14 protein-coding genes and 4 riboswitches are annotated in these 16,012 nt (G+C 65.1%); of the genes, 6 read left to right on the forward strand and 8 right to left on the reverse strand.

Translation table 11 applies throughout. The features are described 5' to 3' along the window. Positions 1-10 precede the first annotated feature (10 nt). Complete coding sequence (locus tag ACFY5D_RS13025) at positions 11-658, forward strand: methyltransferase domain-containing protein (RefSeq protein ID WP_387530279.1); 648 nt, start codon at positions 11-13, stop codon at positions 656-658. On the opposite strand, the gene ACFY5D_RS13030 is transcribed toward ACFY5D_RS13025, so the two are convergent. The 7 genes from ACFY5D_RS13030 to ACFY5D_RS13060 all read right to left on the reverse strand — a co-directional run bounded on the left by ACFY5D_RS13030 (position 655) and on the right by ACFY5D_RS13060 (position 8,248). Then, on the reverse strand, positions 655-1,128 hold the full coding sequence (locus ACFY5D_RS13030; RefSeq protein WP_387530282.1) for a MarR family winged helix-turn-helix transcriptional regulator: 474 nt from the start codon (positions 1,126-1,128) through the stop codon (positions 655-657). The genes ACFY5D_RS13025 and ACFY5D_RS13030 overlap by 4 nt on opposite strands. Before the next feature lie 4 nt (positions 1,129-1,132). Further along, a complete protein-coding gene (locus ACFY5D_RS13035; protein WP_387530285.1) occupies positions 1,133-1,876 on the reverse strand; it encodes an SDR family NAD(P)-dependent oxidoreductase in 744 nt (247 codons plus the stop codon). A 115-nt stretch (positions 1,877-1,991) separates the two neighbouring features. Further along, positions 1,992-3,980 carry an acetate--CoA ligase gene (gene acs / locus ACFY5D_RS13040; protein ID WP_387530288.1) on the reverse strand — a complete coding sequence of 663 codons (1,989 nt, stop codon included), beginning with the start codon at positions 3,978-3,980 and terminating at the stop codon, positions 1,992-1,994. 5 nt (positions 3,981-3,985) lie between these two features. After that, a riboswitch (SAM riboswitch) is annotated at positions 3,986-4,077 on the reverse strand. Between the two features lie 30 nt (positions 4,078-4,107). Further along, positions 4,108-5,784 carry a sodium:solute symporter gene (locus ACFY5D_RS13045; RefSeq protein ID WP_387530291.1) on the reverse strand — a complete coding sequence of 559 codons (1,677 nt, stop codon included), beginning with the start codon at positions 5,782-5,784 and terminating at the stop codon, positions 4,108-4,110. Beyond that, positions 5,781-6,368, reverse strand: coding sequence for an OsmC family protein (locus ACFY5D_RS13050; RefSeq protein WP_387530294.1), 588 nt, complete (start codon positions 6,366-6,368; stop codon positions 5,781-5,783). Before ACFY5D_RS13050 ends, ACFY5D_RS13045 begins: the two co-directional genes overlap by 4 nt. A 4-nt stretch (positions 6,369-6,372) precedes the next feature. Next, positions 6,373-6,463: riboswitch (SAM riboswitch) on the reverse strand. Positions 6,464-6,656: 193 nt separating this feature from the next. Next, positions 6,657-7,913 (reverse strand): formamidase, encoded by a 1,257-nt coding sequence (fmdA, locus tag ACFY5D_RS13055; protein ID WP_387530296.1) that lies wholly within the window; start codon positions 7,911-7,913, stop codon positions 6,657-6,659. 50 nt (positions 7,914-7,963) lie between these two features. Further along, entirely contained in the window at positions 7,964-8,248 is a 285-nt protein-coding gene (locus tag ACFY5D_RS13060; RefSeq protein WP_387530299.1) for a zinc ribbon domain-containing protein, read from the reverse strand. A gap of 512 nt (positions 8,249-8,760) precedes the next feature. After that, positions 8,761-8,857, forward strand: a riboswitch (SAM riboswitch). Between the two features lie 7 nt (positions 8,858-8,864). Between ACFY5D_RS13060 and ACFY5D_RS13065 the strand changes: the two genes are divergently transcribed. Both ACFY5D_RS13065 and ACFY5D_RS13070 read left to right on the forward strand, forming a co-directional pair. Beyond that, entirely contained in the window at positions 8,865-10,202 is a 1,338-nt protein-coding gene (locus ACFY5D_RS13065; protein WP_387530302.1) for an acyl-CoA dehydrogenase family protein, read from the forward strand. A gap of 82 nt (positions 10,203-10,284) precedes the next feature. Beyond that, on the forward strand, positions 10,285-11,688 hold the full coding sequence (locus ACFY5D_RS13070) for an LLM class flavin-dependent oxidoreductase (protein WP_387530305.1): 1,404 nt from the start codon (positions 10,285-10,287) through the stop codon (positions 11,686-11,688). A gap of 145 nt (positions 11,689-11,833) precedes the next feature. Here the strand turns inward: ACFY5D_RS13070 and ACFY5D_RS13075 are convergent, their stop codons facing one another. Further along, positions 11,834-12,484, reverse strand: a complete 651-nt coding sequence (locus tag ACFY5D_RS13075) for a DUF1345 domain-containing protein (RefSeq protein ID WP_387530308.1) — start codon at positions 12,482-12,484, stop codon at positions 11,834-11,836. A 318-nt stretch (positions 12,485-12,802) separates the two neighbouring features. Continuing rightward, positions 12,803-12,897, forward strand: a riboswitch (SAM riboswitch). A 99-nt stretch (positions 12,898-12,996) separates the two neighbouring features. Between ACFY5D_RS13075 and ACFY5D_RS13080 the strand changes: the two genes are divergently transcribed. The 3 genes from ACFY5D_RS13080 to ACFY5D_RS13090 are packed head-to-tail and all read left to right on the forward strand — an operon-like array spanning position 12,997 to position 16,001. Continuing rightward, positions 12,997-13,821: a methionine ABC transporter ATP-binding protein gene (locus tag ACFY5D_RS13080; protein ID WP_387530311.1), complete on the forward strand. Its 825-nt coding sequence runs from the start codon at positions 12,997-12,999 to the stop codon at positions 13,819-13,821. Further along, on the forward strand, positions 13,814-14,548 hold the full coding sequence (locus ACFY5D_RS13085; RefSeq protein WP_387530314.1) for a methionine ABC transporter permease: 735 nt from the start codon (positions 13,814-13,816) through the stop codon (positions 14,546-14,548). The genes ACFY5D_RS13080 and ACFY5D_RS13085 overlap by 8 nt, the downstream gene beginning before the upstream one ends. A gap of 34 nt (positions 14,549-14,582) precedes the next feature. After that, positions 14,583-16,001, forward strand: coding sequence for an NtaA/DmoA family FMN-dependent monooxygenase (locus ACFY5D_RS13090; RefSeq protein ID WP_387530317.1), 1,419 nt, complete (start codon positions 14,583-14,585; stop codon positions 15,999-16,001). The last annotated feature ends 11 nt before the right edge of the window (positions 16,002-16,012 follow it).

Here is a 16,012-nt window from a genome sequence, read left to right on the forward strand (position 1 = left end):
CGATGGTGGGGTGAGCGAAAACTTCTTTGGCGACCGCGGATTCTATGCGCGCCGGGCGCGGGCCTATGACGCAATGCTTGGGTCCCCGACCTACAACAGGGTCTTCTGGGGCACCCGCCCGGACCAGTACGCGGCCTTTGCGGCGAGGGCCATCGGCTCGGGCGACGGCCCGCTGCTCGAGGTGGCCGTGGGGACGGCCAGGGCCACGGCGCTCCTGCATGTTGCCAGCCGGCGCCCCACGACACTTGTGGACCTGAGCGCGCCGATGCTTGAGGTCGCCGGCGATTCAATTCGCCGGGCCGCCGGCGGGGAAGTGCCGGGACGCATCACCCTCGAGTGTCGGGACATGCTTTCGCCGACCGACGGGCGGCGCTTCGAAACCGTTTTGGGCCTGGGCCTGTTGCACCTGGTCCCGGATCTCGGAAAGGTCTTCGCCGGGCTGGGTGCGCAGCTCCGGGATCACGGGACCCTGTATCTGGCCTCGCTCGTCCGGGGTTCGGCCCGGTCCAACGCCTACCTGAAGCTGCTCAAGTCCCACGGGGACATTGCCGAAATCCGCACACCGGGCGAGCTCTACGAGTCGGCGCTGGATGCCGGGATCGGCAACGTCTCCGTGAGCCACGAGGGCGCCATGGCCTATGTGGTCATTTCGCGCTAGGGGCGATCTTGCCTGAATTCCGCGGCCATGCGCTTGGTCTCGACCTCAAAGCGGGTCAGCAGGCGCAGCAGGTCGTCGCGATCCCCGGCAGACCATTCGCCGACCAGGTCGGTGGCCAGCGAATTTCCCGAGCGTACCAAGGCTGCGGCGGTGTCCGTTCCGGCGGCGGTCAGGGCAAGCCGTGACGCCCTGGAATCCTTGGGGTCCGCCAGTTTTTCCACCAGGCCGGCCTCCTGCAGGCGGGCGGCGATCTTGGAGATGTTTGATGCCCCGGTGACCATGCGGGCGGCCAGCGCCGACGGTCGCTGCGGCCCGTAGGAGCCCAGGATCGTCACGGCGACAATCGACGCGGGATCCAGGTGGACACCCTCGCGGGCGGCGACGGCCGTCATGAAGTCGGGGGATGTCCATTGGGACATGATGCTTTGCAGCATGTTGATCAGTGCGGAATTTTCGGGGGCGTTTTCCATGGACTTAGGCCTCGGTCCCGCCGTCGACGGGCAAAACGACGCCGGTGATGAAGCTGGCCTGCTCCGAGAGGAGGAATGCGGTCGCGTTGGCGATCTCCTCCGGCTGGCCGAGTCGCTTCATGGGGATCTCCGCGGCGTAGCCGTCCTTGGCCTCGACCGGCAAGGAAGCGAGTGCGGCGGTCTCGATGGCGCCGGGGGCCACCGCGTTGACGCGGATGCCCAGGGCCGCGTTTTCCTTGGCAACGCTGCGGGTCAGCGAGACGACGCCGTGCTTTGCGGCGCCGTACGGGGTCAGCTGCGGGGTGGCGCTGATGCCTGCGAGCGAGGCGATGTTGACGATCGAGCCACGGCCCTGGGCCGTGAAGTGCGAAACCTGCGACTGCATGGCCAGGAAGGTGCCGCGCAGGGTCACGTTGATGACGCGGTCCCATTCCTCGACCCCGACGTCCTGGATCGGCTTGGGCATGGCGCCGATTCCGGCGTTGTTGACCGCCATGTCCAGCCGGCCGAACGATTCGACGGCAAAGGGCACCAGCGACCCGACCTCTGCCGCGTCGGCGACGTTTGCGTGCTTGTAGACGGCGCGCCCGCCGGCGGCCTCGATGAGGGCAACGGTTTCCGCGCCGGCCCCGTCGTTGACGTCCGAGACGACAACGGCTGCGCCGTCGGCGGCAAGGCGCAGGGCGATGGCACGGCCGATTCCGGCACCGGCGGCCGTCACGAGCGCGACCTGGTTCTCAAAAGTCATGGCTATCCTCCCGGGGAACAATATGCTGTCTTTTGGACAGTATATGTGCGAGGGGCCGGAAAGAGCCAGCGGTCCGGGCGGGGTGCCGGGGCGGTCGTGCCCCGGCACCGGCAGGTCAGCCCTCGCAGATCTCCTTGATCTGCGCGATGCAGGGTTCGTTTTGCAGGCTGGTGGTGTCCCCGAGGGTGCTTCCCTCGAAGAGCTGGGTCAGCAGCCGCCGCATGATCTTGCCCGATCGGGTCTTGGGCACGTCGGGCACGAAGACGATGTCGCGCGGCTTGGCGATCGGGCCGATCTGACGGGCAACGTGGTTGCGCAGCTCCGCAAGGAGCGACTGCTGCCTGGCCAGCGCCTCGTAGGGCAACGAGGTCCCGACGAGGCTCTTGTCGAAGGGCACCACGAAGGCCGTTGCCGCGTGCCCGGTCTTTGCGTCGGCAGTGGGGCATACCCCCGCCTCAACCACGGCCGGGTGGGTGACAAGCGCGGACTCGATCTCGATGGTGGAAAGCCGGTGCCCGGAAATGTTGATCACGTCGTCGGTGCGCCCGAGGATCCAGATGTCCCCGTCGTCGTCGAAGCGTGCGCCGTCGCCTGCCAGGAACCAGCCCTGCTCGGCGTACTTTTCCCAGTAGGAGGTGTAGTAGCGCTCCGGGTTTCCCCACACGGTGCGGGCCATGGCCGGGCCGGTCTTGGTCAGCACGATGTTGCCCTGCACGTTCGGCTCCACGCCCGCGCCCTGCTCGTCGACGATGCCGACCGAAACCCCGGGCAGCGCCCGGGTGCCGCAGCCGGGCTTGAACGCGGTGTCGTCCTGGCGCGGGGAAAGGATCGTCGATCCGGTCTCGGACTGCCACCAGGTGTCGACCATCGGGATGCCGGCGGGGGTGTCGCGGCCGACCTGGCCGCGCAGCCAGCGCCAGGCCTCCGGGTTCACGGCCTCGCCGACGGTTCCGGCAAGCCGGATGGAGGAGAGGTCGTAGTCCGCCGGGATCCCGTCCGGGAACCAGCCCATCAGCGAGCGCACCAGCGTGGGCGCCGTGTAGTAGCTGGTGACCCCGTAGCGCTCGATGATCTCGAAGTGGCGCCCGGGGTGCGGGGCGTTGGGGACGCCCTCGTAGATCACCTGGGTGACGCCGTTGGACAGCGGCCCGTAGATCTCGTAGGTGTGCGCGGTGACCCAGGCCAGGTCCGCGGTGCACCAGTGGACGTCGGCGTCGCGCTGCGCCGGGTCCGGGTGGGAGAAGAGGAACCTGTGGCTCCAGGAGGCCTGTGTCAGGTAGCCGCCGGTGGTGTGGACCAGGCCCTTGGGCTGTCCGGTGGTGCCGGAGGTGTACATGATGAACAGCGGGGTTTCCGCGTCGAAGGCCTCGGGGGAGTGCTCGGTGCTCGCGGTGTCGACGACGTCGTGCCACCAGACGTCCCGGCCCTGCGTCCAGGCGATCCCGGACCCGGTGCGGCGCAGCACCAGCACGTGCTCGATGCTGTCCACCCCGGCCACCGCGGCGTCGGCGTTGCCCTTCACGGGAACCGCCGCGCCGCGCCGGAACTGCCCGTCCGTGGTGACCAGGAGCTTCGCGCCGGTGTCCTCGACCCGGAATCGCAGCGCCTCGGAAGAGAAGCCGCCGAAGACCAGGGAGTGCACCGCGCCGATGCGGGCGCACGCCAGGGTGATGACGACGGTCTCGACCAGGACCGGCAGGTAGATGACCACGCGGTCGCCCTTGCCGATGCCCAGCACGACCAGGGCGTTGGCGGCCTGCGAGACGCGGTCCTGCAGGTCCTTGTAGGTGACGGTCGTGGTGTCGCCGGGCTCGCCCTCGAAGTGCAGGGCCACCTTGTCGCCGCGCCCGGCCTCGACGTGGCGGTCCACGCAGTTGTAGGCGGCGTTGAGTTTCCCGCCGTCGAACCAGCGGAGTTTGGGGCCGCGCCGGGCCTCCCGGTTCACGCCGGTGCTGCTGTGGATGGTGTGCCATTCCTCGGCCCAATCGAGGCGCCGGGCCGCTGCGTCCCAGAAGGTCAGGCGCTCGTCTTCGGTCCACCCGTCTTCGTGGTGGAGGCCGGGGCTGAGCAGATCGGTGGTTGCGGGGGAAAGCGTTACGGTCATTTTCTTCTCCATTGATTCTGGCTGTAGCACCGGCCCCCGCAGGGGGTGGTTGCTGCGGCGTCACAGAGCCAGGTCTCTCGGCCGCTCGTAATGGGTGGGTGGTTTTTTGCGGAGGCGGGGTCGCCGCCTAGGCCGCGTGCTGGGGAGCGCGCTTGGCCGGCGGTCGCTCCGCGGCTGTGTCCGAGCCGGTGGCGTCGGATCCGGTGGTGTCCGGGGCCGTTTCGCGGGATTCGGTGCCGAAGAACACCGTCAGGGCGGAGCACAGGACGACGATGAACAGGGCCATCCCGATGAGTCCGTAGCCAGCCAGCCAGCCAGCGCTGAGCGTGAGGGCCGCAAGCGCCGCAAGTGCGCCGAGACCGAACTTGACGGCCCGGCGCAGCCGCACCGGGTCGGTGCTCATGCGCCAGCGGGAGGTAGCCAGGGTGACCAGGACCAGGGTGGTCACGTTCGCCAGCATGCCTACCCATACCGGGTGGGTGCCGAGGAAGAACGCCGTGGCGGACCAGCCTGCCAGCTGGTTCCACACAATGCCCGCGCTGAAGCCGGCGACCATCGAGGAGTACACGGCGGTGCGGGTTGCCAGCGGCCAGAAGAATACGGCCAGGACCGGAGCCAGGGTGGCGCCGTTGCGCAGCGTCCAGGCGAGGATGTTCCACCAGGCGGACTGCTCGGTGCGCAGGATGCTGAAGATGATCATCAGCGCGGTCAACGCCACCAGCGACCACTGGGTGTATCGGACCAGTTGCGCCTCGGTCGCCTTGGGGTTGATGGCGCTGCCGACATCGCGGCCCAGGGACGTGGAGCCGGAGAACTGGCACGGGCCGGCCCAGCCCATGGCGCATGCCCAGACGCCCAGGAAGAAGACGCCGACCAGCGGGGCCGGCAGGACCTGCTCGATGTAGTGCGGGATGGCGACCAGGGCCAGCTTCTGCGACGGGATGACAACCGCGGCCGAGGTGCCGATCAGGGCGCCGATGATGATGAACGGAATGCCGAAGGCAGCAGCCGTGTAGAGGCCCTTTTGCCCGTCCGCGGGGGTGCGGCAGGACATGGTCATCTGGAATGCGGCCTGTGCCAGCGGGACGTTGACGATGAAGGTGCCGAACCAGGCGACGATGAGCGAGATCCCGGCATTTCCCGGGTCGAACATCTGCGGGTTCGTTTCGGCGAAGTTCTGCAGTCCGGAGAGCCCCGGCTTGGCCAGCACCGCGTAGGCGCCCACCGCCAGCATGCCGACGAAAACGATGCAATTCATGGTCTGGTTGAAGGCAACCGATCGCATGCCGCCGCTCCAGAGGAAGACGAGCAGCAGCAACGCCGTGACGATGACAGCCAGGTGCAGGCTCAACCCGGTGAATGCGGTGAGCGCCGAGGCGAAGGCGATCGTCGTGGCCACCGACCACATCGGGAAGGTGAATGCCGTGATGACGCCGGCGATGCCCTTGGCGAGCCGCCCGAACCTGTCGCCGATGATGCCGGTGACCGTCACGACCAGCTTCTCGCGCAGCGGCTTGACCAGCAGCAGGGCGATGAGCAGGATCTGCACGGTCTCCGCCACGCCGTACCAAAGCGCCGAGATGCCGGTGCGGTAGCTCAGCTCCATGATGGCGATGTAGGAGGAACCGGAAAACAGCCCGGTGATGCAGAAGGCAACGGTCCACGGGCTGAACGTGCGGCCGCCGACGAAGAATCCGCCGGTCTTGCCCAGCGAGCTGCGGCGTTGCGACAGGCGTCCTCCGACGATCAGCAAGATCGTGTAGGACAAGGCCAAGCCTACGGTCCAGGTTCCGGCGGCGCTCATGCGGATACACCTTTCAGGGAGTCAATGGTGGTTTTTCGCGGAGTGTATCCCAGCGCGATGTTGCAGGAATCTTCGGCATCGTCGGGGGCGACGTGGGTGGAAAATACCCAGTGGATATCGAGTTCTACCCCGGCAGCCTGCACCAGGTTGATGGCGGGGCAGCGTCGGTGGACCTGGGTTGTCCACTCCTGCTGCTTGTCCGAATCGTCCAGCGCCGTTTCGACGTGGATTTCCAGCCGGTAGGAGTGGAAGAACGGGGAAACGTCGGCGGTGCCCGCGAAGCCGCGGGTGTCCTGGGTGGCGATCGAGTAGGTCTCCAGGGCGGTGAATTCGATGCCCAGTTCCTTGGCGACCTGCTCGACGACCACGCTCACGCAGCCGTTGACCGCGCCGGCAACGAATTCCATGGGAGTGGGTGCGGTGTCGGTGCCGCCGATGCGGACCGGCTCATCGATGTCGAACGAGAAGTCGCGGATGTCGACGGCGGTGCGCATCTTTCCTTGCCAAGATCCCTTGGCGCGGATTCGTTTGTCGTGCGTCCCGTTGTTTTCGGGCGCGGTCGGGACAGCAGGGATTGACGTCATGATCTCTCCATCGGTCCTGGCGGTAGCACCGGGCCTCAAGGAGGTGGTTGCTGCGGCGTCATAGAGCCAGATCTCTCGGCCGCTCGGGATGGTTACTAAGTCAATGAAAGACGATCGGACGACACATGGCCAAACCGGGCGTAACGTGACGGAATGTTCGAAGTAACCTGCCTAGTGGGAGGCCTTGTCGAATAATCTGCATCAATTCGCCGTTTGTTGCGCAATGCGGAAGGGCGCCCGCGGGGAAGTGCGGGCGCCCTTTCGCATCGTAGGAACGGGCTGAACCAGCTACCCGTTTTCGGCCCTGGGGGCCCCCATTCCCGGGTTGATCTGGTGCGGCCCGCTCGCCGACGGCCTGACGTCGAAGTTGAACATTGCGGTGGGCAGGTAGACGGTTGAGCAGGAGTTCGGGATGTCCACGACGCCCGAGAGCCGGCCCTCGATCGGGGCCGCGCCCAGGAGCAGGTAGGCCTGCTCGCGGGAGTAGCCGAACTTGGTGAGGTAGTCGATCGCGTGGAGGCATGCGCGCTGGTAGGACAGGTGCGAGTCCAGGTAGCGCTGTTCGCCGTCGAGGGTGACCGAGGTGCCCGAGAACGCGATCCATTCACTGAACTGCGGATCGACGCGGCCCGGCATGAAGATGGCATTCTCCGAAACCCCGTACGTGTCCATGCCGCCACGGATGATGTCCACCCGCAGGTCGATGAAGCCGCCCATTTCGATCGCTCCGCAGAACGTGATTTCGCCGTCGCCCTGCGAGAAGTGCAGGTCGCCCAGTGACAGGTTCGCTCCGTCGACGAAGACCGGATAGAAGATCCGCGAACCCTTGGAAAGGTTCTTGATGTCCTGGTTTCCGCCGTTTTCGCGAGGCGGTGCGGTGCGGGCCGCCTCGGCACCGACCCGGCCCCACTCGCTGGCCGGAACCCCGCCCAGCACGGCGTGCTCGCCCTCCGGCGGAAGCGCCAGCGGCGGGACGCGGTGGGGGTCGGTGGCAATGAGATCGCCCTCCCGCTTGTTCCACTTGGCCAACAGCGCCGCCGACGGGGCGGTGCCCATCAGGCCCGGGTGGATGAGGCCCTCGAAGGACACTTCCGGCACGTGCCGGGACGTGGCGACCTGGCCCGTGAAGTCCCAAATTGCCTTGTAGGCGTCGGGGAACTGGTCGGTCAGGAAGCCGCCGCCGTTGTTCCTGGAGAAGATGCCGGTGTAGCCCCAACCCTGGCCGGCCAGCGGCCCGCTGTCCTCCTGCGGAATGGGTCCCACATCAAGGATGTCGACGACCAGGAGGTCGCCCGGCTTGGCACCCTCCACCGCGAACGGGCCGGAAAGCTTGTGGACGGTCAGCAGCGGTGCATCGAGGATGTCCTGTGCGGAGTCGTCGTTCTTGATGGCTCCGTCAAACCACTCGCGGCAATCGACGCGGAAGACGTCGCCGGCCTTGACCGTGGCGACCGGCGGAATTTCCGGGTGCCAACGGTTGTGGCCGAGCTTCTCCTGATCCTCGAACTTCTTGGTCGAATCGAGCGGAAATATCACTTCTGGCATGGTGCTTCTCCTTAAACGATGTCGTACTTGGGCGGGGATCCCGCGTCCGGTCAGGGGCGCGGAAGCTTTTGGTGCAACGGGTTGTGGGTGTAGCGGGTTGCCTGTTTCGCCGCCCCGGTGCGGCCCGTGACCACTTCCGGTTCGTGCGCGCTGCGTTTCGTCGAATCAATGAGCTTGAATTCGGCGGTGCTGGCGATTGAAAGGCGGGGCGAACTCATCTGGCGCCGGGCCTGTTGCCGGCACTCGGGGCAGGCCGTGGAGTCGGGCACCGTTGCCATGGGAAAGGCGGATTCAAAGACCGTTCCTTCGGGGCATCGGAAGTCGTACAGCGGCATGAGGAGTCCTCTCGATCGGGGTTGAACACCGGACATTTCGGGATGCTGCGCTGGATGTGGATCCGTCGTGGACGGCCGGGGCGCGCGCCGGAAGCGCATGGATCGCAACGGAGGGTGCAATGCGGGCAGGCCTGGGATCTCGTCGAGCAGGATAAAGAGGATGCGCGAAGCCGAAGGGCCGCGGGAGCCGCGACCGCGCGGCCCCGGAAAGGTAACTCGTGATTGCGACCGGTTGGCCGGTGCATTCCGCGGCGACATGGAGGTCGGGTGCGACGAGAGCTGCAGCAACGTGGAGTAACCAACAAGACCGACCGGATGTCCTTTCGGCGCTGAAGTAGCGTGACGGATCATGGTGACCAGCAGGACAAGATAAGGCGTTCTCACCTGCTTGTTTCGCCTAGGCTAGCTTTGAATCCCTATCGGTACAAGGGGTTCAAGTGGGCGGCGGAAAAGTACAAATGTGACGCCAGTCATTTGCGGGGCGCTACGTAACCTTGTAGAAATATGAACAACAACCATCCAGAGCGGCCGAGAGATCTGGCTCAATGACGCCGCAGCAACCCCTCCCCTTAATTGGGCGGTAGGTGCTCACGCCAGAGTCGATGGAGAACCGATCATGGCTGCTGAGTCCCCCCTTCACACCTTCGATGTCGAAACCGACCCCAACATTTTTGGGTCAGTCTCGCTGGAAGCGCTGGCAAGCAATGCGCCGGCTCGACACCTGCTCAAGCTGACGCCGGGTGTTCCGAGCAACGGGCACTACGACGAACTGGCCGCGGTCTTCCGCCCGGTGTTTGCCCGGATCGCGGAAGGAGCCAGCGATCGCGATGCCACGCGGACGCTCCCTTACGAGCAGGTCGGCTGGCTCAACCGCGAACGTTTCGGCGCACTGCGGATCCCGGTCAGCGAGGGCGGGTACGGGGCGAGCTTGAGCGACCTTTTCCGCCTGCTCATTGAACTTGCCGAGGCGGATTCGCAGGTGGCGCACCTGTGGCGTGCACACATCGCGTTTGTCGAATCTGCACTCACGCTGCGGGACCCCGCCGTGCGCAGCCGCTGGACCGAAAGAATCGCCGCCGGCCAGATCGTCGGCAACGCCTACACCGAACGCGGCGGAAACCCCCTGGGATCGCTCAACACCACGCTCGAGCAGCGCGGGGAACACTGGTTCGTGACCGGTGAAAAATACTATTGCACCGGCACCATCTACGCGGACTGGGTCGCAGTGGCGGCCTCCCACCCGAAGCTCGCCGGCCGCCAGATCGCACTGGTTTCCACGCAGCGCTCCGGCGTCAAGATCTACGACGACTGGGACGGGTTCGGCCAACAGCTCACCGGAACGGGGTCCACGACGTTCCAGGATGTTCCCGTCGACACCCTGCTGCCGGAGGAACAGCAGCTCAATGACCCGGAATCCGCGATTTTCCAGCTGGTTCTGCTTGCCGTGCAGGCGGGAATCACCCGCGCATCGCTGAACGACGTCCGATCCGCGGTGCAGGCGCGAACCCGCACCTTCAGCACCGGAACCGGGGTCCCGATCCGAAACGAACCACAGGTCTTGCAGCTGGTCGGTGAAATCTCGGCGACCGCCTTCGCCACGGATTCCATTGTGTTGTCCGCGGTTGCAGAGGTCGAGGTCGCACTTGCCGATGATTCGCTCAGCCCGGCCGAGCGATTTGCGGTGTGTGAACTTGCCGCAGACCGGGCGCAGACGATCGTCCAGCCGCTGGTTCTTTCGGCCGCGACCAAGCTCTTTGACGGGCTGGGAGCCTCGGCAACGGCCAAGGGCTGCAACCTGGACAGGCACTGGCGCAACGCGCGTACCGTCGCCACCCACAACCCCGCTATCTACAAGGCACGCATCGTTGGCGACTACGAGGTAAACGGAACCGCTCCCAAGCGCCTCAACGCCGTCGGCGACCTTGGCTCAACCACCGCAACAGCCGGCTACTAGCCGACTTTCGGTACAGACGACTTTCCCTGACAGGGTTTGCCTCGGCGACCCGCGATTTCCCACACCCCCGCAAAGGAACATCATGAGCACGACTCCCGCACAACGCCAGATCCGTTTCAATGCCTTCGACATGAACTGCGTTGGTCACCAGTCGCCCGGACTGTGGAAGCACCCGAAGGACCAGTCCGCACGCTACAAGGACTTGTCCTACTGGACCGATCTTGCCAAGACCCTTGAAAAGGGAAAATTCGACGGCATCTTCATCGCCGACGTGCTGGGCACCTACGACGTCTTCGGCGGCTCCAACGAGGTGCCCTTGCGCGCCGGAACCCAGGTTCCCGTCAACGACCCCATGATGCTCGTCTCCGCCATGGCCGCGGTGACCGAACACCTGGGCTTCGGCGTCACGGCCGGCACCGCCTACGAGCACCCGTACCCGTTCGCCCGTCGCCTGGCCACGCTTGACCACCTGACCAAGGGACGCGTCGGCTGGAACGTCGTCACCGGCTACCTGCCCTCCGCGGCACGCAACATGGGCCAGGAAGACCAGCTGGAACACGACGAGCGCTACAACCACGCCGACGAGTACATGGAGGTCGTCTACAAGCTTCTTGAGGGCTCGTGGGAAGAGGACGCAGTGGTGCGCGATGTCGAGCGCGGCATCTTCACCGACCCGACCAAGGTCCATGAGATCAAGCACGAGGGCAAGTACTTCAAGGTTCCCGGCATCGCGATCACCGAGCCGAGCCCACAGCGCACCCCCGTGGTGTTCCAGGCGGGCGCGTCTCCGCGCGGCCTGAAGTTCGCCTCGGAAAACGCTGAAGCCGTCTTCGTGACCTCGCCGACCAAGGAAATCCTCAAGGCAACCGTCACCAAGATCCGCGACGCCGCCGAGGCCGCGGGCCGTGGCCGCTACGACGTGCGCATCTACGCCATGCAGACCATCGTCACCGGCCCCGACAACGCCAGCGCCGAGGCGAAGTTCGAGGACTACAAGTCCTACGCCGACATCGACGGCGCCCTGGCCCTGATTTCCGGCTGGATGGGCGTCGACCTGTCCACGTACGGTCCGGACGACGTCATCGGCGACAACGTGAAGTCAAACGCCATCCAGTCCTCCGTTGCCACGTTCCAGAAGGCCAGCGGCGACGACGGAAACCCTTGGACCATCCGCCAGCTTGCAGAATGGGTGGGCGTTGGCGGCTTCGGCCCGATCACCGTCGGTTCCGGGGCCGAGGTGGCGGAAAAGCTCATCGAGTGGGTCGAGGAAACCGACGTCGACGGCTTCAACCTCGCCTACGCCATCACCCCCGGCACGTTCGAAGACGTCGTCGAGTTCGTGGTTCCGGAGCTTCAGGCCCGCGGAGCATACCAAAGCGAGTACGTCGAGGGCACGCTGCGCAACAAGCTGTTCGGCAAGGGCGACCGGGTCCAGGATTCGCACAAGGCTGCAAACTACCGGCTCGCCGGCGCAAAAGTAGTCTAGGGGCCCTGCCCCGCCGGCCGGACGGGGTCGCTACGGCCGCTGCAGCCAACTGAGTTCCCGACGGGGATCCCGGCCATGCCGGGATCCCCGTCCGTGCAAACCCAGCAGTGTCCTGCAAGGCCTGGACGCTCTGCCTGGGCGCCGGTCAGGGGGCCAGGCTGACGACCAAGTTGATGGTCGTCGCCAGGATCCCCGTGCCAAACACAAACGCCAGCAGGCTGTGTCGCAGCGCTGTCGAACGCATCTCACGCGTGGTGATGTTTGTGTCCGACACCTGATATGTCATGCCCATGCTGAACGCCATGTAGGCGATATCGGTGTATTGCGGCGGTTCCTTCTGGTTGAAGTCGATCCCACCGGGGAGCCCCTCGTAGTAAATCACCGCGTAGCGCAGCGTGAACAGCGTGTGCACGAGCAGCCACGACATTCCCGTGCAGGTCAAGGCCAGAAGCGCCAGCAGGAAACGCGCGTTTCCATCGACGTTCTTGCTGCCCAACATCACCAAACCAACTGCGGCCAACGACCCCACCGCGGCCAAAAGGATCAAGAGGTCCGAGGTGCTGCGGCCGGGGTCTTCTTCCTGGGCGTGGGCGGCGGTGCGGACATGGTCCATGGGGGCGATGGTCAACCAAACCGAGAGGTTGTAGACCAGCGCAGCGACACCCCACCCCACCGCGGGCGCATACAGCCAGGCACCAAGAAGCCCGGTCAGCGACGCTGCAAGGCCGCCGCAGACAACCATGCCGATAAGGCGCAGCTGGCGGTGCCGGGTACGTCGTGAGCGTGTGGTCTCCATGTGGCGATCATGCCACGAGGCGCTATCGCCGGGCGGGAGGCTCAATCGAAACATTGCATCATGTCAGTCGACCGTTCACTGCCAAGACCCAATGTTGTGCGGCTTTGGGTGGATTATCAACATGACGCGGGCGAGGCGCAAGGCGGAATGAAATACCTGCGTCACAATCGGTTTTATGACATTTCTTGACGAGGAAACCGGTCGAAGGCGGGGGTTGTCGTTCGTTTGTTTCACGAAATGGTCACATTTGTTGGTCGTATCGAAGAATCTGCGACACACTTGAACAGTTCCTTCCCGGCAAATCGCTTGAAAGGAACGACACCATCCAGAGCGGCTGAGAGACCTGGCTCGTTGACGCCGCAGCAACCACCCCTATGCGTAGGGGCCGGTGCTACCGCCAGGACCGATGGAGATAGCCAACTCTGTTCCGGTCCACCCGTCGCCCTCCCGTGGGCGGCTGGCCGATCGGTCGTGCCGTTGGCGTCCCTCGGGTAAACCGAGAGGAGTTGGACATGATCAACATCAAGAACGTGTCAACAGTATTCCCGTCAGCGGGTAACCCCTTTGTTGCCGTGGATAACGTTTCGCTGGAGATCCCGCGAGGCTCGATCCAGGGAATCATTGGTTTTTCCGGTGCAGGCAAGTCGACCCTGCTGCGCAACATCAACCTGCTCGAGCGCCCCACCAGCGGGCAAATCATCGTCGACGGCACGGACCTCACCGCGCTCAACGATGAAGAACTGCGTCAGGCGCGCCACCACATCGGCATGATTTTCCAGCACTTCAACCTCTTGAACAACCGCAATGCCGTTGAGAACGTCGAACTCAGCCTCAAGTTTGCCGGTGTCCCCAAGAAGAACCGCCGGCGCCGGGCGCTGGAAGCCCTGGCCATCGTGGACCTGGCGGACAAGACGACCGCCTACCCCGGACAACTTTCCGGAGGCCAAAAACAGCGCGTGGCGATTGCCCGCGCACTGGCCACGGAGCCGAAGGTGCTTCTGTGCGATGAACCGACTTCCGCCGTTGACCCGCGGACCACGGCCTCGGTGCTCCAGTACCTTTCCGACATCAACGCCCAGTTGGGCATCACCACGGTCATCGTGACCCACGAAATGAACGTCGTGAAGGCCATTGCGGACAACGTCGCGGTCATGGAAGACGGGGCGCTGGTGGAGCAATTCGACATTGCCTCGCTGAAGAACCCTGCGTTCACTCCGGCCACCGCAATCGGCCGCTACCTGATCTCCGATGAAATTTCGCTGGACCGAAAGCCAACCACGGCACCCGCACCCGCGGCAACCGAAACCGAATCCTTGAAGGAGGAGTCCTATGTCTAATCTTGCATTTGGCATCAACGTCCTGGCGTCCTCCACCAACGGCAGCGGCGCCGCGGCCTTTGACCTCAACCGCGTCATCGAGCTGTGGCCGGAAATCGCTCTGGCCATCGGCCAGACCCTGGCCATGCTCCTGGTATCGATCCCCATTGCGATTCTGCTTGGAACCCCGCTGGGAATCTGGCTTTACTCGATGTCGCCGAACGGCCTGCGTCCGCGCCTGCGAATCCACCGGATCGTTGACGGGCTGGTGAACACCATGCGTTCGTTCCCGTTCCTGATCCTGCTGATTGCGATCATTCCGTTCACGCGATTCGTGGTGGGAACAACCATCGGCACAGCCGCGGTGATCGTCCCGCTGACGATCAACGCCATCCCGTACTTCGCCCGATTCGTCGAGCAGAACCTGACCCAGCTGGGTAGCGGCGTGGTCGAGGCCGCCCGCGCCATGGGTGCCACCCGCGGACAAATCGTCCGGGACGTGCTGCTTGTTGAGGGTCGCCCGGCGCTCATCGGGTCGATCACCATCATGACCGTGAGCTTCATCAGCTACTCGGCCATGGCCGGGTTGGTCGGTGGCGGCGGAATCGGCGACTTCGCCATCCGCTACGGCTACTACAGGTATGAAACGGGCATGATGATCGTCGCCATCGTCCTGATGATCCTGATGGTCCAGTTGGTCCAGATCTCCGGCACCCGGCTTGCCGCACGCCTGGACAAGCGCCACTAGTCTTTCCCACCCCGGATACCCCTGGAGCCCCCTCATGAGCAATTCCAAACGTCCGCGCCTGTTGCTGAGCGCCTTCCTGATGAACACCACCAGCCACATCCTTGGCGGGCAATGGCGCCATCCCGAGGCCCAGCAGCACCGCTTCAACGAGCTCAAGCTTTGGACGGACCTGGCCAAGGAGCTCGAGGCAGCACGCTTCGACACGATCTTCCTGGCCGATGTCGTGGGACTCTACGGGGACCACGACGGGGGATGGGCATCGCACATCAAGCGCGGTCTGCAGGTTCCCTCCAACGATCCCTTGGTTCTGGCCTCGGCGCTGTCGGCCGTGACCGACGAGATCGGGTTGGCATTCACGTCCTCGGTGATCCAGTCCGACCCGTTCCAGCTGGCCCGCCAGCTCTCCACGCTTGACCACCTGAGCAACGGGCGCGTGGCCTGGAACATCGTCACCAGCATCCTGGAAAATTCGCATCGCAACTTCGGCGCCGACGGGCTAACGGCGCACGCCGACCGCTATGACTGGGCCGAGGAATACGTCGAGGCCGCCTTCAAGCTGTGGGAAGGATCCTGGGAAGACGGGGCTCTCCTGGCTGACAAGATCAAGGGAATCCACGCCGACCCGGCCTTGGTGAACAAGATCTACCACCGCGGCGAACGCTACTCGATTGACGGGCCGCACTTGTCTTCGCCAAGCCCGCAGCGCACTCCGTTCCTCTTCCAGGCCGGCAGCTCCCCGCGCGGCAAGGCCTTTGCCGCGGCCAACGCGGAGGCAACGTTCCTGTTCGCCCCGAACCCGGAAAACGTCCGCAAGAACTCCGGGATCATCCGCCAACTTGCGGTGGATGCGGGCCGCGAGGCCGGCGACGTGAAGATCTTTGCCGGGCTTTCCTTCGTGGTGGGCAGCACCGAAGCCGAAGTGGCCCGCAAGCAGGCAGAGTACGACGAATACCTGGACCTGGACGCGGTCGTCGCCCACATTGGTGGCGGACTGGGGATCGACTTGGGCGGAGTGCCGCTGGATACCCCGCTCGGCGACGTTGACACCGAGGGCGGCAAGGGCGTGCTCGAAGCCATCCGGGACTCGGTTCCCGGCGGCAACCCGACCATCGGCGACCTAGCCCGCTACCGAGCCAAGGCGATGCAAATCTCCGGCACGCCTGAGCAAATCGTTGACCAGCTTGAGATCTGGCAGGACGCCGGCACCGACGGCATCAACATCATCAACCAGATCCTTCCCGGCTCCTACACCGACTTCATCGAAGGCGTGATTCCCGAGCTGCGTGCCCGCTGCCTCGCCCAGACCGAATACGCCCCGGGAACCCTGCGCGAAAAGGTCTTCGGCCGTTCGGCGACGCTCGAAGCGTCGCACCCCGCGGCGGCATTCCGTGGGGCATTCACCGAGCATTCGGCGGCCGGCGAAAACCGCCCCGTGCTCCCCGTACTTTCCTGAGAGGCAGCAAT

Origin of the sequence: Paeniglutamicibacter sp. NPDC012692 (genome assembly GCF_042901625.1) — a bacterium.
Classification (GTDB): Bacteria; Actinomycetota; Actinomycetes; order Actinomycetales; family Micrococcaceae; genus Paeniglutamicibacter.

What these genes read in the sequence shown, in the direction of transcription:
- ACFY5D_RS13060 (WP_387530299.1), bottom strand. Translation starts at nt 8,248, where the DNA reads ATGCCGCTGTACGACTTCCGATGCCCCGAAGGAACGGTCTTTGAATCC.
- ACFY5D_RS13045 (WP_387530291.1), bottom strand. Translation starts at nt 5,784, where the DNA reads ATGAGCGCCGCCGGAACCTGGACCGTAGGCTTGGCCTTGTCCTACACG.
- ACFY5D_RS13075 (WP_387530308.1), bottom strand. Translation starts at nt 12,484, where the DNA reads ATGGAGACCACACGCTCACGACGTACCCGGCACCGCCAGCTGCGCCTT.
- ACFY5D_RS13070 (WP_387530305.1), top strand. Translation starts at nt 10,285, where the DNA reads ATGAGCACGACTCCCGCACAACGCCAGATCCGTTTCAATGCCTTCGAC.
- ACFY5D_RS13065 (WP_387530302.1), top strand. Translation starts at nt 8,865, where the DNA reads ATGGCTGCTGAGTCCCCCCTTCACACCTTCGATGTCGAAACCGACCCC.
- ACFY5D_RS13035 (WP_387530285.1), bottom strand. Translation starts at nt 1,876, where the DNA reads ATGACTTTTGAGAACCAGGTCGCGCTCGTGACGGCCGCCGGTGCCGGA.
- ACFY5D_RS13080 (WP_387530311.1), top strand. Translation starts at nt 12,997, where the DNA reads ATGATCAACATCAAGAACGTGTCAACAGTATTCCCGTCAGCGGGTAAC.
- acs (WP_387530288.1), bottom strand. Translation starts at nt 3,980, where the DNA reads ATGACCGTAACGCTTTCCCCCGCAACCACCGATCTGCTCAGCCCCGGC.
- ACFY5D_RS13030 (WP_387530282.1), bottom strand. Translation starts at nt 1,128, where the DNA reads ATGGAAAACGCCCCCGAAAATTCCGCACTGATCAACATGCTGCAAAGC.
- ACFY5D_RS13050 (WP_387530294.1), bottom strand. Translation starts at nt 6,368, where the DNA reads ATGACGTCAATCCCTGCTGTCCCGACCGCGCCCGAAAACAACGGGACG.
- ACFY5D_RS13090 (WP_387530317.1), top strand. Translation starts at nt 14,583, where the DNA reads ATGAGCAATTCCAAACGTCCGCGCCTGTTGCTGAGCGCCTTCCTGATG.
- ACFY5D_RS13085 (WP_387530314.1), top strand. Translation starts at nt 13,814, where the DNA reads ATGTCTAATCTTGCATTTGGCATCAACGTCCTGGCGTCCTCCACCAAC.
- fmdA (WP_387530296.1), bottom strand. Translation starts at nt 7,913, where the DNA reads ATGCCAGAAGTGATATTTCCGCTCGATTCGACCAAGAAGTTCGAGGAT.